The sequence below is a fragment of the Sphingobium sp. B7D2B genome (assembly GCF_025961895.1).
Taxonomy (GTDB): domain Bacteria; phylum Pseudomonadota; class Alphaproteobacteria; order Sphingomonadales; family Sphingomonadaceae; genus Sphingobium.
Genome location: NZ_JAOQOM010000001.1, coordinates 2,612,734 through 2,625,987 on the forward strand (window position 1 = coordinate 2,612,734; position 13,254 = coordinate 2,625,987).

Here is a 13,254-nt window from a genome sequence, read left to right on the forward strand (position 1 = left end):
TCAAAAATGCTGCCAGGGCGATTGGACATTTTCGACAATCGCGCGGAAATTTTCCTCGGTTCGTCGATAAAATGCCACCGGATGGCAAGTGCCTCAGCTGCCTTTCTTGTGCGCCGCACTTTTCTTCTTGCGCATCGCGTCATGGAAGCGATCGGCCCAGCCCGGCTTCACGAACTGTTCCGCGCGGACCAAGCGAAGCTCTCCGTCCCCGACATCACGCGAGACGGCGCTGCCTGCCGCGACAATGGCATCGCGGCCGATCCGCACCGGCGCGATCAGCGCGCTGTTGGAGCCGATAAAGGCGCGGTCGCCGATCACTGTTTCGTGCTTGAAATAGCCGTCATAGTTGCAAGTGATCGTGCCGGCACCGATGTTCACCGCCTCGCCCACCTGCGCGTCGCCGACATAGGAGAGATGGTTTACCTTGCTCCCCGCGCCCAGCACGGCCTTCTTGATCTCAACGAAATTGCCGACCTTGGTCTTTTCACCCAGCCGCGCGCCGGGCCGCAGCCGCGCAAACGGCCCCACCGAAGCATCGCGGCCGACATGGGCGCCCTCCAAATGGCTGAAGGCATGGATCGTCGCGCCCTCCTCCACCACCACGCCGGGGGCGAAGACGACATTGGGCTCGACGGTCACGTCGCGGCCAAGAACGGTATCGTAGGCGAAAAATACCGTCTCCGGCGCGACCAGCGTCACCCCCTCGCGCATCGCGTCGGCGCGCCGCGCCTGCTGCCAGCTCGCCTCAACCGCCGCCAGCTCGGCCCGGCTGTTCACGCCGGCGACCTCGTCAGCGCTGGTTTCGATGACCGCGCTTGCCCGCCCATCGACGGCGGCGAGCATCACGATATCCGGCAGATAATATTCACCCGCTGCATTATCATTGCTGACCCGGTCGAGCAGCGCGAACAGATCCTCGGCGCGCACTGCCATCAGGCCGGAATTGCACAGATCCTCGGCGCGCTCGGCCTCGGTCGCGTCCTTATACTCGACCATCTTGCCAATGCGTCCATCGGCAGTGGCGATGATGCGGCCATAAGCGGCGGGGTCGCGCGGGCGGAAGCCGAGCACGACGCAGGCCGGCGCATCCTCCTCATGCAGGCGCGCAATCATCGCCCGCATGGTCTCGGCGCGCACCAGGGGCACATCGCCATAGAGAATGAGCACATCCCCCACAAAGCCCTGCAGCGCCGCCGCGCTCTGCGCCACGGCATGGCCCGTGCCGAGCTGTTCGGTCTGCACCGCGATGTCGATCCCGCGACCGGCCACGGCGGCCTCCACCTGCTCACGCCCAGCGCCGACCACGACGATCTGCCGCGCCGGATCGAGCGCGCCGGCGCTTGCCAGCAGATGAAGCAGCATCGGGCGGCCAGCGAGCGGATGCAGCACCTTGTGCCTGGCCGACTTCATGCGCGTCCCCTGGCCGGCAGCAAGGATGATGATGGCAAGCGGTCGATTGATCGGATCGGGCACGGGCACTCTCTTGTTGGCGAGATCAAAGGGTGATCGGGACGGGGCAGGCGAGCCTTGCCATGTTTGACTTGATCGCGCCACTGCCCAGAAGGCATGGGGCAGCGATGACCACTTTTGCTTTCGACCTTGTCGGCTTCGATCTTGATGGCACGCTGCTGGATACCGGCGCGGACCTGACCGCCGCCGTCAATCATGCGCTCGCCACGCGCGGTTACGGCCCCTTTCCGGTCGAGACCATCCGCCCGTTTATCGGCAAGGGCGCGCGGCGCATGCTGGCGCGGGCGTTGCAGGAATCGGGCGAGCAGGACGAGGCGCTGGTCGATGCGCTGCTGCCGATCCTGCTCGACCATTATGCCGCCAACATCGCGGTACATACCCAGCCCTATCCGGGCCTGATCGATGCCATGGACGCACTTTCCGCGCGCGGGGTGCGACTGGCAGTCTGCACCAACAAGCGCGAGGCGCTGGCGCGCAGCCTGCTCGATCAGCTCGGCCTTACGCCCCGTTTCGCGGCTATCGTCGGCGGCGACACGCTCGGCCCCAACCGGATGAAGCCGCTGCCCGATCTGCTGCTCGACATGGTCGAGAAGGCGGGCGGCGGGCGCACCATCTTCCTGGGCGATACCGACAATGACACGCTGGCCGCCCGTGCTGCTGCCATCCCCTCGATTGCGGTCAGCTTCGGCTTCGTGCCGTGCACGGCGGAAGAGATCGGCGCGGATGCCGGTATCGACCATTATGACGAGCTGATACCGCTGCTGGAGCGCTGGACGGTCTGAGCCTCTCCTCGCTTTCCGAGCGCCGCGATCTTTGGAATCGCGCTGGCAGTGCGAATCATCTACGGGGGTGGCCATGGCCCGCGTCGATCGCTCGATCTGGATTTTGCTGCTGACGGGGGCGCTCGCGACCGTCATCGTCTATGCCTTGACCGGCAGCGCGGAAGCCACGTTGACGTCGGCGGTGGCCTGCCTGTTCGGCGTCGCACTGCTCTTCGATGCGCTGGAGCGCCGCGCAACGCCGTCCCTGATCTCGGCACCGGCGCCTGACGCAAATGGCGCGAGCCTCAGCCAGATCGACACGCTGCTCCAAGCCTTGCCGCATCCGAGCCTGATCGTGGAGCGCGGGCGGATCGAGCGCTGCAATGACGCCGCGCTGGCGCTGCTCGGCCGCCACATCATCGGGCAGGACGTGCGGCTGGCGCTGCGCCACCCGGCCGCGATCGATCTGCTCACCGGCCCCAATCAGGCGCAGGCCCCCGCCCGCGTTGACATCATCGGCCTGGGTACCGCCGGTCAAAGCTGGGCGCTCGACATTCAGCCGATCGCCAACGGCCGCCTGCTCGCCTTGCTCTTCGACCAGAGCGACAAGCAGGCCGCCGAACGGATGCGCGTGGATTTCGTCGCCAATGCCAGCCATGAGCTGCGCACACCGCTGGCCGGCATCCTCGGCTTCATCGAAACCCTGCGCGACCCGGTCGCGGGTGCCGATGCGGCCACCCGCGAGCGCTTCCTCACCATCATGGATGGCGAGGCGCGGCGAATGCAGCGGCTGGTGGATGATCTCATGTCCCTGTCCCGCATCGAGGCGGACAAATATCGCTCGCCCGACCAGCCGGTGGCCTTCGCCCCGCTGGTGGAGGAAGTGGTGCAGGTCTTCCGCCAGGGGCAGAACAAGCGCGGGCAGGATATCGTGACGCAGGTCGACCCGGACTTGCCCCCCGTGCGCGGCGACCGTGCTCAGTTGAGCCAGCTGCTTCACAACCTCATCAGCAATGCGCTCAAATATGGCGCGGCCGGCACGGCGGTGACGGTGCGGGCCGAGCCGCATGAGCGCAACATGGTGCTGCTAGCGGTGAGCGATCAGGGCGAGGGCATTCCACCCGAACACCTCCCCCGCCTCACCGAGCGCTTCTACCGAATCGACTCAAGCCGCAGCCGCGCGATGGGCGGAACGGGCCTTGGCCTCGCCATCGTGAAGCACATCGTGCAGCGCCATGGCGGAATTCTTCAGTTCGACAGCAAGGTCGGCGTGGGCACCACCGTGCGGGTGGAACTGCCGGTCTTCCGCGCTCTTGCGGGCGAGGACGCCGCTGCCGGCGCCGCCCGGGCCGCACCTGCCGGGGTGGCTGAGTCACAAAAGTGAAACAGAAACGTCACAGAGGCGCGAGGAACCCGGTTCTAAGGCGACGCCGGGCAACACAAGCGCCTCCCGGAGACCAGTCCATGCGTCATGCATTTTTCGCCGCGTCCCTGCTCATGCTCGCGGCCTGCCAGAACCAGCCCGGTGGCGGCGCGCGCGATCAGATCCGCGCGGTCGGCTCGTCCACAGTCTATCCGTTCGCGCAGGAGGCGGTGCGTCTCTTCCAGAATGACAATCCCGGCATGAAGGCGCCGATCATCGAATCCACCGGCACCGGTGCCGGCATCAGCCTGTTCTGCAAGGGCGTCGGCGCCCAGAACCCGGATATTGCCAACGCTTCCCGCCGGATGAAGAAATCCGAGTTCGAGGCGTGCAAGGCAAACGGCGTCAACGAGATCATCGAAATCCAGATCGGCCTGGATGGCCTGGCGCTGGCGGAGTCCGTGAAAGGCCCCAAGATCGCGCTGACCACCAAGCAGGTCTATGAAGCGCTGGCCGCCAATCCTTATGGCAAGGGCCCGAACAAGGCCAAGACCTGGCAGGACATCGACCCCGCGCTGCCTGCCATCGCCATCTCCGTCTTCGGCCCGCCCTCAACCTCCGGCACACGCGATTCGCTGGCCGAGCTGATCCTGACGCCCGGCTGCGACAGCGACCCGGCGATGAAGGAGCTCAAAGCCAAGGATGAAGATAAGCACAAGCAGATCTGCACCCAGATCCGTGAGGACGGCGCCTATGTCGACGCCGGCGAGAATGACAATCTGATCGTCCAGAAGCTGGGCGCGAACCCCGATGCCGTCGGCATCTTCGGCTTCTCCTTCCTCGAGGCCAATCGCGACACGGTGCGCGATATCGCCATCAATGGGCAGGAAGCGACTTATGAAACCGTCGCCGGCGGCTCCTATCCCGGTGCCCGTCCGCTCTACATCTATGTGAAGAAGGCCCATCTCGCGGCCATTCCTGGCCTCAAGGCCTATATGGAAGCCTTCGCTAAGAACTGGGCACCCGATGGCGCGCTGGCCCGCCGCGGCATGGTCGCCGCGCCCGAGGATGTGCGCGCGGCCAATGCCGAGCGCATCGCAAACCTCACCGTGCTGAACGGCGACGAACTGCACTGATCGGACAATCCAACCGGTGACGGCGCGCTGCCGCCACCGGTTCCTGCCAGGTTGAATGGCCAAGGGGGTATGAGCGAATGACCGGCGTAATGATCGTCCTGATCATAGGCGCGCTTGGGGTGATCGGCTGGATCATCGCCCGGGCACGCGCCACCCGGCTGCAGGCGGAAGTCGGCCGTCTGGCAACCAACAGCCGCCCCACCCAGCACGGTTGGTATGTGGCGCTGTGGACCATGCTGCCGGCTTTCGCCTTCCTCGCAGTCTGGGCGAATGTGATGCCGGCGCTGATCGCGGACTCGGTGCTGGCCACGCCCGCGGCCCAGAGCCTGCCGACCGACGATTTCTCCCGCAACGCGATCCTCGCCGAAGCACAGTCCATTGCCACTGGGTCGCAGGCCGCCGCCTTCAATCCCCAAGCCACGGAGCTGGTTGAGCCCTATCGCGTCGCGACGATGCGTTATTCGACCATGGGCGCGATCCTCGCCGCGATCCTGGCCTTTGCCTGCGGCGCCTATGCCCTCTCGCGCGTCCGCCCCACCTTCACCGCGCGCCACCGCGTCGAGAAGGTGGTGATGTGGTCGCTGCTCGGCGCCTCGTTGATCGCCATCGTCACCACCGCCGGCATCGTCGCCTCGCTGGTGTTTGAATCGATGCGCTTCTTCTCGATGGTCAACCCGCTCAACTTCCTGTTCGGCCTCAACTGGAGCCCGCAATCGGCCGCGATGGGCTATGGCAATGAGGACGCCTTCGGCGCGGTGCCGCTGTTCTGGGGCACGATCTTCATCGGCGCCATCATTGCCATGATCGTCGCCATTCCGCTCGGGCTGATGAGCGCCATCTACCTCACCCAATATGCCCGCCCGACGACGCGCAAGTGGATGAAACCCATCCTTGAGGTGCTCGCCGGCGTTCCGACGGTGGTCTATGGCTATTTCGCCGCGCTGACTGTGGCGCCGGCACTGCGTAGCCTCGCGGTCTCACTCGGCATTTCCAACGCATCCTCCGAGAGCGCGTTGGCCGCGGGCCTCGTCATGGGCATCATGATCATCCCCTTCGTCTCCTCCATGGCGGACGACAGCATTGCCGCCGTGCCGCAATCGATGCGCGACGGCAGCCTCGCCATGGGCGCGACGACCAGCGAGACGATCCGCAAGGTGCTGATCCCCGCCGCGCTACCCGGCGTCGTCGGCGGCGTGCTGCTCGCCGTGAGCCGCGCCATCGGTGAGACGATGATCGTGGTGATGGCCGCTGGCCTTGCCGCCAACCTCACCCTCAATCCTTTCTCCAGCGTGACGACCGTCACCACCCAGATGGTCCAGCTCCTGACCGGTGACCAGGAATTCGACAGTGCCAAGACGCTCGCCGCCTTCGCGCTCGGGCTGGTGCTTTTCGTGGTCACATTGCTGCTCAACATCGTCGCCCTGCGGGTCGTGAAGAAATATCGGGAGGCTTACGAATGAGCGGCGAGACTGTTCTCGACCGGGCTGCGGCCAGCGACCGCGCCGAACGGGCGCCGACGGACTGGCGCGGCGACGCGATGAAGCGCCGCATTGCGCGCCGCTACGCCGCCGAGCGCCGGTTCCGCCTCTGGGGCATGGCTGCGGTGCTGGTTTCGGCAGGCTTCCTCGCCTTCCTGCTCATCTCGATGATGGGCAATGGCCTGCGCGGCTTCACGCAGACGGAAGTCGCCGTGCCCATCGATTTCCCGCGCTCACCCGCGCTGATCGATCCGGCCGTGCTCGCGACCAATCCCGAGCAGGCGCTGGCCAATGCCAATGTGCCGGCGGTGCTGGAGCAGGCCACAAGGGAGGCGTTCGGCCTCCCCGAGACCCAGATCCTCTCGCCCAACGCCGTGCTCACCCTGCGCAAGGCGATCATCAGCGATCCAACCATTCTCCAGCGCAAGGCCACGGTGAACCTCCCCGCCTCGACCGGCCTGGACGTGGCGATGAAGAGCGACGGCACGCCCGCCGATGAGGCATTGGTCGCCAAGCTCGGCGATGCCGGCGCGCTCTCCACCGCCTTCAATATCGGCTTCCTCACCGGCAGCGATGGCACCGACCCGACGATGGTCGGCATCTGGGGCGCGCTCAAGGGCTCGCTGATCACGATGGTGATCACGCTCGCGCTGAGCTTCCCCATCGGTGTGTTCGCCGCACTCTATCTGGAGGAATATGCGCCGCGCAATCGCTGGACCGACCTCATCGAGGTGTCGATCAACAATCTGGCGGCGGTGCCCTCGATCATCTTCGGCCTGCTCGGCCTCGCTATCTTCCTTAACGTGATGCATCTGCCCCGCTCCGCGCCGCTGGTCGGCGGCATGACGCTGGCGCTGATGACCATGCCCGTCATCGTCATCGCCGGGCGCAATGCAATCAAGGCTGTGCCACCTTCGATCCGCGATGCGGCGCTCGGCATCGGCGCCTCCCCGGTGCAGGTCGTGTTCCACCATGTGCTGCCGCTGGCCCTGCCCGGCATTCTCACCGGCACAATCATCGGCATGGCCCGCGCGCTTGGCGAGACCGCGCCACTGCTGATGATCGGCATGCGCGCCTTCGTCTCGCAGCCGCCGGGCGGCTTCACCGATCCCGCCACCGTGCTGCCGGTCCAGATCTTCCTGTGGTCGGACGAAGTCGGCCGGGGCTTCATTGAAAAGACCTCCGCCGCGATCATCGTGCTGCTGGCGTTCCTGCTCACGATGAACAGCATCGCGATCTTCCTGCGCAACAAATTCGAGAAGAAATGGTAATGGCCGATATGCAGACCAGCGCACCCAAGATGTCCGCTCGCGGCGTCAAGGTCTTCTATGGTGACAAGCAGGCGATCGACAATGTCTCGATCGATGTGGACCTGGATCATGTGACCGCCTTCATCGGCCCCTCGGGCTGCGGAAAATCGACCTTCCTGCGCACGCTCAACCGCATGAACGATACGGTCGCGAGCGCGCGGGTGGAAGGCGAGATCACGCTCGATGGCGAGGATATCTACGCCTCCGGCATGGACGTGGTGCAGCTGCGCGCGCGGGTGGGCATGGTGTTCCAGAAGCCCAATCCCTTCCCCAAGTCGATCTATGAGAACATCGCCTATGGCCCGCGCATCCACGGCCTTGCCGCCAGCAAGAGTGATCTCGATCAGGTCGTGGAGAAGTCGCTGCGCCGTGCCGGCCTGTGGGAGGAAGTGAAGGACCGCCTCAACGAGAGCGGCACCGCCCTTTCCGGCGGCCAGCAGCAGCGCCTGTGCATTGCGCGCGCGATTGCCGTGGACCCGGAAGTGATCCTGATGGACGAGCCCTGCTCGGCGCTCGACCCGATCGCCACCGCCAAGATCGAGGAGCTGATCCTGGAGCTGCGCGGCAACTATGCCATCGTTATCGTGACCCACAATATGCAGCAGGCGGCGCGCGTCTCGCAGCGGACGGCCTTCTTCCACCTGGGCAAGCTTGTGGAACAGGGGCCGACGACCGAGATCTTCACCAACCCGCGAGAAGAGCGCACCAAGGATTACATCACCGGACGCTACGGCTGACATCGGCCGACTGGATGGACAGGAACGAGCTATGACGGAACACACGCTCAAGGCCTTCGACGACGACATCAACGCCCTGCGGGCGCTGATCGCCGAGATGGGCGGCCTCACCGAGGATGCCATCGACAATGCCATCAAGGCGCTGACGACACGCGATGTGGCGCTCGCCAAGAGCGTCGTTGCCGGCGACGCGCGGATCGACGAGCTGGACGCGCATATCGAGCGGCTGGTGGTGCAGACCATCGCCCTCCGCGCGCCAATGGCGGACGATCTGCGCGAGATCATCGCGGTGCTCAAGATCGCCGGCATCGTCGAGCGCATGGCCGATTATGCCAAGAACATCGCCAAGCGCGTCGAGACGGTGACGGCCTCCAGCCGCATGGAACCGCTCTCGCTGCTCCCCTCCATGGCGCAGATCGCCCGCGAGATGGTCAAGTCCGCGCTCGACGCCTTTGCCGCGCGCGATGCGCAGCAGGCGCTGGCCGTGATTGAGCGGGACCGGGCGGTGGACGATTTCTACAATTCCATCTTCCGCACCATGGTGACGTTCATGATGGAGAACCAGAAGATGATCTCCGAGAGCGCGCATGTGCTCTTCATCGCCAAGAATCTGGAGCGCATCGGCGACCACGCCACCAACATCGCCGAGATGGTCCATTACGTCGCGACCGGCGCCAAGCCGCCGGAGCGGGAGAAGGGAACGTCAGTCGATCTGCTGGCGGAGGACTGAGTGGTGGTCCGCGCAAAGATGTTGCTCGTCGAGGACGATGCGGCGCTGGCGGAATTGCTCATCTGGCACTTCCAGCGCGAAGACTTTGACGTCGCGCAGACGCCCGACGGCGAGGAAGCGCTTATTCTGGCGCAGGAGAGCACACCGGATATCGTGCTGCTCGACTGGATGGTGGAGAATCTCTCCGGCATCGAGGTCTGCCGGCGACTGCGGCGAATGCCAGAGACGGCTAACGTCCCGATCATCATGCTCACTGCGCGCGGGGAGGAGGAAGACCGCGTGCGTGGCCTCGAAACCGGCGCTGACGATTATGTCACCAAGCCGTTCAGCCCGCGCGAGTTGATCGCCCGCGTCAACGCCGTGCTGCGTCGCGTCCGCCCTGCCCTCGCCGGCGAGGTTCTGACCTTTGCCGATCTGGAAATGGACACGGTGGCCCACAAGGTGCGGCGCGCCGGGCAACTTGTGGCGCTCGGGCCGACCGAGTTCCGTCTGCTGCGCCATCTGCTCGAACATCCCGGCTGGGTGTTCTCCCGCGAGCGCCTGCTCGACAGCGTTTGGGGGCAGGATAGCGAGATCGAACTGCGCACGGTCGATGTGCATATTCGCCGGCTGCGCAAGGCGGTAAATGCCGGCGGCCTGCCGGACATCATCCGCACGGTCCGCTCAGCCGGCTACTCGCTGGATGCCGACGCAGCCTGACCGCGCGCTGTCAGCAACGCGCGGGGGCGCTGGCCGTCAGAACTCATACTGCGCGCGCAGCCCGAACACGTCGCTGCCATAATCGTCCCGCGTGCCGGCGACGACCGGTGTGTCGCTCACTTCGACGCGCAGATAATTGGCCAGGAACTTCACCCGCTCGATCGGCACCCAGATGAGCGAGACGCCATAGGTCTGCTCGCGGCCGCCGTTGATCAGGCCATCGTCGAGATCGAGCCAGTCATAGCGCAGGTTGAGCTGCCAGGCGCCCGAGCCGCCCTTGTCCAGCCCGCGTGTGGGCTTGATCGAGCCGAAGGCGCCATTGCGATAGCCCCGGCTGGAGGCGCCGGCGAGCATGTAGCCGACTTCCCCATAACCGCCGAAAAAGGTCGGATCGGCAAGGCCGGGCCGCGCCACTTTCTGCCAGAAGCCTTCCGCCGCCACATGCCACCGTCCCCGCAAGGCCGCAAATTCCAGGCCATAGCCCGTCTCCGCGCTGGCGCTGAACAGGCCGGTGTCGACAAAGCGCACATCGGTCGTCCGCGCGCCGGGCCGGGCGCGATAGTGGAGGACGTCCGTCAGATCGTTCAGCTCCCGGTGATGCAGCGAGCCGCCGAGATGAAGCTGCGTGTCGCCAAGCTTGGGCATGAACACCAGCCGGCCATCCAGCGCATAGCTGTTGCTGGTGACGCCGGACGTGCCCAGCGCCGCGAGATCATCCGCAAAGGCGCCGGCGGAAAGCAGTATGTCGCCGATGCGGTAGGTGGCCGACAGCCCCAGCCGCCGCTCCAGACCAAAGGCCTGCGTATAGGCCGCGCGCTCGAGGAAGCTGGTTTCCAGATCGCTGGTCAGGTCTTCCAGCGTGGTGATGCGGTGATGCCCGACCGTCAGCGTAAGCGGCCCACGCTCATAAGTGAGCCAGGCGTCGGTGAACTGCGCGCTGCCGGACGCGAAATCCAGCTCCAGCCGATAGCCAAAGCCGCCGCCCAGCGTGCCGTCCGCGCCGAGATAGGCGCGGCGCACGTCGGCCGACCAGCCCAAAGTGGGCGCATTGATGCCATCCGGGCGGGAGACGACGTTGGTATCGAGTTGCAGCCGACCGCGTGGTTTGAAGGAAAGCCCCCCCTCGCCGGTAAATTGCGGCGCGCCACGCCAGCTCACTTGGGTGTCCGGCTTGGCGCTCGCTGCGGGCGCAGGGGTGGCCGTCTGGGCAGAGGCGACCGCCGCCTCGGGGGCCGCGGAGGGCGTCGAGGACGCGCCCTGTGTGCCCTCGACCTTGCCGAGCCGGGCCTCCATGCTCTCAAGCTGCGCTCTTAGCCGCGTAATCTCGGCCCGCAGCGCGGCGACGTCATCCGGGGTGGAGGCTTGCGGGGACGCCTGGGCCAGAACAGGCGCAGGAAGCGTCAGCGCACTCGCAGCGAGAAGCGCCGCCATCAGGGGAAATCGCAAGGTCCATGCTCCGTTCAAATGTCGGACGCCGGTATGACAGTTTGATGACAGTTTTGCGACAGTCGGGTGAGAGACCTCGCGGCGACGCGCCTGCCCCTAATCCTCGATCAGCTTCATCAGCCGGCGCTCGACGGGTGCCAGAATTCCGGCCAGTTCCTGCCCCCGGCGCAGGATGACGCCATTCTCGCCGATCAGCGCCCACATGCCCTGGCGGTTGCGCAGAGACGGGCGCTTCTCGATGCGCACCTCCGGGCGTTCCGCCGTGCGGCGGAAGGCGGAAAAGATCGCGACGTCCCGATTAAGATCGATGGCGTAATCGCGCCACTGCCCCGCCGCGACCATGCGTCCGTACAGATCCATGATCCGCGAGAGTTCCAGTCGGTCGAAACTCGTCTGCGTGGGCGGGCTATTGACCGGTGTGGGCCGGGGAGGAAATGGTGTGACGTTGCTCATCAAGCCGAGGTGCGGGACTGGCCATCAGCGCCGTCCGCGCGCCGGGCTTCCTGCTCGGCGACCAGATCCGCCAACCGCTTGCGCAGCACTTCGACTTCGCACTGGAGAATTTCCAGCTTCTGCGTCGCCGGATCGTAGGTCTCGCTGCAGGGCGTACCATAAGGCGTAAACGGCTTCTGATATTCCTTGGCATCGACCAGCGTCGCGCGGGCTGGAATGCCGATCATCACCGCACCGGCCGGCACGTCCTTGGTCACCACGGCATTGGCCCCCACCCGCGCGCGCTCACCCACGGTGATGGGGCCGAGCACCTGCGAGCCCGATCCGATGATCGCGCCGTCGCAGATCGTCGGGTGGCGCTTGCCGGCGATTCCATTCGCCGGATCGGTGCCGCCCAGCGTCACGCACTGATAGATGGTCACATTATCGCCAATCAGCGCAGTCTCGCCGATGACCGTGAAGCCGTGATCGATAAAGAAATTCTTTCCGATCGTCGCACCCGGGTGAATGTCGATGGCGGTCAGGAAGCGGGAAAAATGGTTGACCAAACGCGCAAGGAAGAAGAGCCGCCAGCGAAACAGCTGATGCGCGACCCGATGCAGGCCGAGCGCCCAGACTCCTGGATAAATAAGGATTTCCAGCCGCGAACGCGGCGCGGGATCGCGCTCTTTCACGGAATCGAGGTAGGACAAAAGCCCCATGGCAAAGCGTCCCTTGCTGGCCGACAAGAGCAGCTATCTAGTCGCGATGCGTTGAAATTTCTAGAGCGTTGCCAGGATTAGGCCCAAGGACAATTTCCTTGCCAAGCCGGAAACGGCGGGCCTATTGTCCAGTGAGTTAATTGAGAAAGGCTTGCCCTTGCCCGACGCCTGGATGGATTTTGCGCTGATGCTGTTGCCCTTCGTGGCTGTCGGCTTCGGTGCGCAGATAATCGATGGCGCGCTCGGCATGGCCTATGGCGTCATTTCCAGCAGCCTCCTGCTCGCGCTCGGTGTTCCGCCCAAGGCGGCCTCCGCCAGCGTTCATGCCGCAGAGACCTGCACCACCGCCGTCTCCGCGATTAGCCATGTGCTGCATGGCAATGTCGACTGGAAGCTCTTTTGGAAATTGGTGGTTCCCGGGATGATCGGCGGCGTTGCGGGCGCCTATTTCCTCTCGAATATCGATGGCGAGCTGATCCGGCCCTATATCCTCTCCTACCTCGCGTTCATCGGCCTCTGGCTGCTCTGGCGCGGCCTGCGCCATACCGAGGCGCATGTGCGCGACCCCCGGTTCGTGTCGCCACTCGGCCTTCTCGGCGGCTTCCTCGATGCATCGGGCGGCGGCGGCTGGGGTCCGGTCGTGACCTCTAACCTGCTGATCCAGGGCACCAGCCCGCGCCACACGATCGGCACGGTCAACACAGTCGAATTCTTCCTGACGCTGTCGATCAGCATCACCTTCCTCGTGCATCTCGGCTGGGAAACGTTCACCACCGCCACGACCGGGCTGTTGATCGGCGGCGTGCTGGCCGCGCCGCTCGGCGCCTGGATCGCCAAGCATGTTCCGGCCCGGCCGTTGCTCATCATGGTCGGTTGCGTGCTGACCTTGACCACCGGCTACGGCATCCTGCGCTCGCTTGAACTGATCGGCTAGATCGATTAAATTGCCCCTTTCCAGCGGAAAGGGCGA

At 65.3% G+C, this 13,254-nt stretch carries 13 protein-coding genes; 9 read left to right on the forward strand and 4 right to left on the reverse strand.

Annotation, left to right across the window (positions count from 1 at the left end; genetic code table 11):
- Positions 1–93: 93 nt before the first annotated feature.
- Entirely contained in the window at positions 94–1,410 is a 1,317-nt protein-coding gene (glmU, locus tag M2341_RS12055) for a bifunctional UDP-N-acetylglucosamine diphosphorylase/glucosamine-1-phosphate N-acetyltransferase GlmU (protein ID WP_264586038.1), read from the reverse strand.
- Between the two features lie 167 nt (positions 1,411–1,577).
- On the opposite strand from glmU, the gene M2341_RS12060 reads away from it, so the two are divergent.
- The 8 genes from M2341_RS12060 to phoB all read left to right on the forward strand — a co-directional run bounded on the left by M2341_RS12060 (position 1,578) and on the right by phoB (position 9,684).
- A complete protein-coding gene (locus M2341_RS12060; RefSeq protein ID WP_264585405.1) occupies positions 1,578–2,252 on the forward strand; it encodes an HAD-IA family hydrolase in 675 nt (224 codons plus the stop codon).
- Positions 2,253–2,325: 73 nt separating this feature from the next.
- A complete protein-coding gene (locus M2341_RS12065; RefSeq protein ID WP_264585406.1) occupies positions 2,326–3,615 on the forward strand; it encodes a sensor histidine kinase in 1,290 nt (429 codons plus the stop codon).
- Positions 3,616–3,695: 80 nt separating this feature from the next.
- Positions 3,696–4,730, forward strand: a complete 1,035-nt coding sequence (locus tag M2341_RS12070) for a substrate-binding domain-containing protein (protein WP_264585407.1) — start codon at positions 3,696–3,698, stop codon at positions 4,728–4,730.
- A 77-nt stretch (positions 4,731–4,807) separates the two neighbouring features.
- A complete protein-coding gene (pstC, locus tag M2341_RS12075; RefSeq protein ID WP_264585408.1) occupies positions 4,808–6,190 on the forward strand; it encodes a phosphate ABC transporter permease subunit PstC in 1,383 nt (460 codons plus the stop codon).
- Positions 6,187–7,479, forward strand: coding sequence for a phosphate ABC transporter permease PstA (gene pstA, locus M2341_RS12080; RefSeq protein ID WP_264585409.1), 1,293 nt, complete (start codon positions 6,187–6,189; stop codon positions 7,477–7,479). Before pstC ends, pstA begins: the two co-directional genes overlap by 4 nt.
- The gene (gene pstB / locus M2341_RS12085) at positions 7,473–8,255 is read left to right on the forward strand and encodes a phosphate ABC transporter ATP-binding protein PstB (protein ID WP_264585410.1); all 783 of its coding nucleotides are present in this window, start codon (positions 7,473–7,475) and stop codon (positions 8,253–8,255) included. The genes pstA and pstB overlap by 7 nt, the downstream gene beginning before the upstream one ends.
- Positions 8,256–8,286: 31 nt before the next feature.
- Entirely contained in the window at positions 8,287–8,985 is a 699-nt protein-coding gene (gene phoU / locus M2341_RS12090; protein WP_181560146.1) for a phosphate signaling complex protein PhoU, read from the forward strand.
- Between the two features lie 3 nt (positions 8,986–8,988).
- Positions 8,989–9,684 carry a phosphate regulon transcriptional regulator PhoB gene (phoB, locus tag M2341_RS12095; protein WP_264585411.1) on the forward strand — a complete coding sequence of 232 codons (696 nt, stop codon included), beginning with the start codon at positions 8,989–8,991 and terminating at the stop codon, positions 9,682–9,684.
- 36 nt (positions 9,685–9,720) lie between these two features.
- Here the strand turns inward: phoB and M2341_RS12100 are convergent, their stop codons facing one another.
- The 3 genes from M2341_RS12100 to epsC all read right to left on the reverse strand — a co-directional run bounded on the left by M2341_RS12100 (position 9,721) and on the right by epsC (position 12,284).
- Positions 9,721–11,115 carry an OprO/OprP family phosphate-selective porin gene (locus tag M2341_RS12100; protein WP_264585412.1) on the reverse strand — a complete coding sequence of 465 codons (1,395 nt, stop codon included), beginning with the start codon at positions 11,113–11,115 and terminating at the stop codon, positions 9,721–9,723.
- Between the two features lie 111 nt (positions 11,116–11,226).
- On the reverse strand, positions 11,227–11,583 hold the full coding sequence (locus M2341_RS12105; protein ID WP_264575406.1) for a DUF2794 domain-containing protein: 357 nt from the start codon (positions 11,581–11,583) through the stop codon (positions 11,227–11,229).
- Entirely contained in the window at positions 11,583–12,284 is a 702-nt protein-coding gene (gene epsC, locus M2341_RS12110; protein ID WP_181560150.1) for a serine O-acetyltransferase EpsC, read from the reverse strand. The genes M2341_RS12105 and epsC overlap by 1 nt, the downstream gene beginning before the upstream one ends.
- Positions 12,285–12,456: 172 nt before the next feature.
- Here epsC and M2341_RS12115 point away from each other — a divergent pair, with 172 nt between their 5' ends.
- Positions 12,457–13,218 (forward strand): sulfite exporter TauE/SafE family protein, encoded by a 762-nt coding sequence (locus M2341_RS12115; RefSeq protein ID WP_181561460.1) that lies wholly within the window; start codon positions 12,457–12,459, stop codon positions 13,216–13,218.
- Positions 13,219–13,254 lie beyond the last annotated feature (36 nt).

What these genes read in the sequence shown, in the direction of transcription:
- glmU (WP_264586038.1), bottom strand. Translation starts at nt 1,410, where the DNA reads ATGAAGTCGGCCAGGCACAAGGTGCTGCATCCGCTCGCTGGCCGCCCG.
- M2341_RS12060 (WP_264585405.1), top strand. Translation starts at nt 1,578, where the DNA reads ATGACCACTTTTGCTTTCGACCTTGTCGGCTTCGATCTTGATGGCACG.
- M2341_RS12065 (WP_264585406.1), top strand. Translation starts at nt 2,326, where the DNA reads ATGGCCCGCGTCGATCGCTCGATCTGGATTTTGCTGCTGACGGGGGCG.
- M2341_RS12070 (WP_264585407.1), top strand. Translation starts at nt 3,696, where the DNA reads ATGCGTCATGCATTTTTCGCCGCGTCCCTGCTCATGCTCGCGGCCTGC.
- pstC (WP_264585408.1), top strand. Translation starts at nt 4,808, where the DNA reads ATGACCGGCGTAATGATCGTCCTGATCATAGGCGCGCTTGGGGTGATC.
- pstA (WP_264585409.1), top strand. Translation starts at nt 6,187, where the DNA reads ATGAGCGGCGAGACTGTTCTCGACCGGGCTGCGGCCAGCGACCGCGCC.
- pstB (WP_264585410.1), top strand. Translation starts at nt 7,473, where the DNA reads ATGGTAATGGCCGATATGCAGACCAGCGCACCCAAGATGTCCGCTCGC.
- phoU (WP_181560146.1), top strand. Translation starts at nt 8,287, where the DNA reads ATGACGGAACACACGCTCAAGGCCTTCGACGACGACATCAACGCCCTG.
- M2341_RS12100 (WP_264585412.1), bottom strand. Translation starts at nt 11,115, where the DNA reads ATGGCGGCGCTTCTCGCTGCGAGTGCGCTGACGCTTCCTGCGCCTGTT.
- M2341_RS12105 (WP_264575406.1), bottom strand. Translation starts at nt 11,583, where the DNA reads ATGAGCAACGTCACACCATTTCCTCCCCGGCCCACACCGGTCAATAGC.
- epsC (WP_181560150.1), bottom strand. Translation starts at nt 12,284, where the DNA reads ATGGGGCTTTTGTCCTACCTCGATTCCGTGAAAGAGCGCGATCCCGCG.
- M2341_RS12115 (WP_181561460.1), top strand. Translation starts at nt 12,457, where the DNA reads ATGGATTTTGCGCTGATGCTGTTGCCCTTCGTGGCTGTCGGCTTCGGT.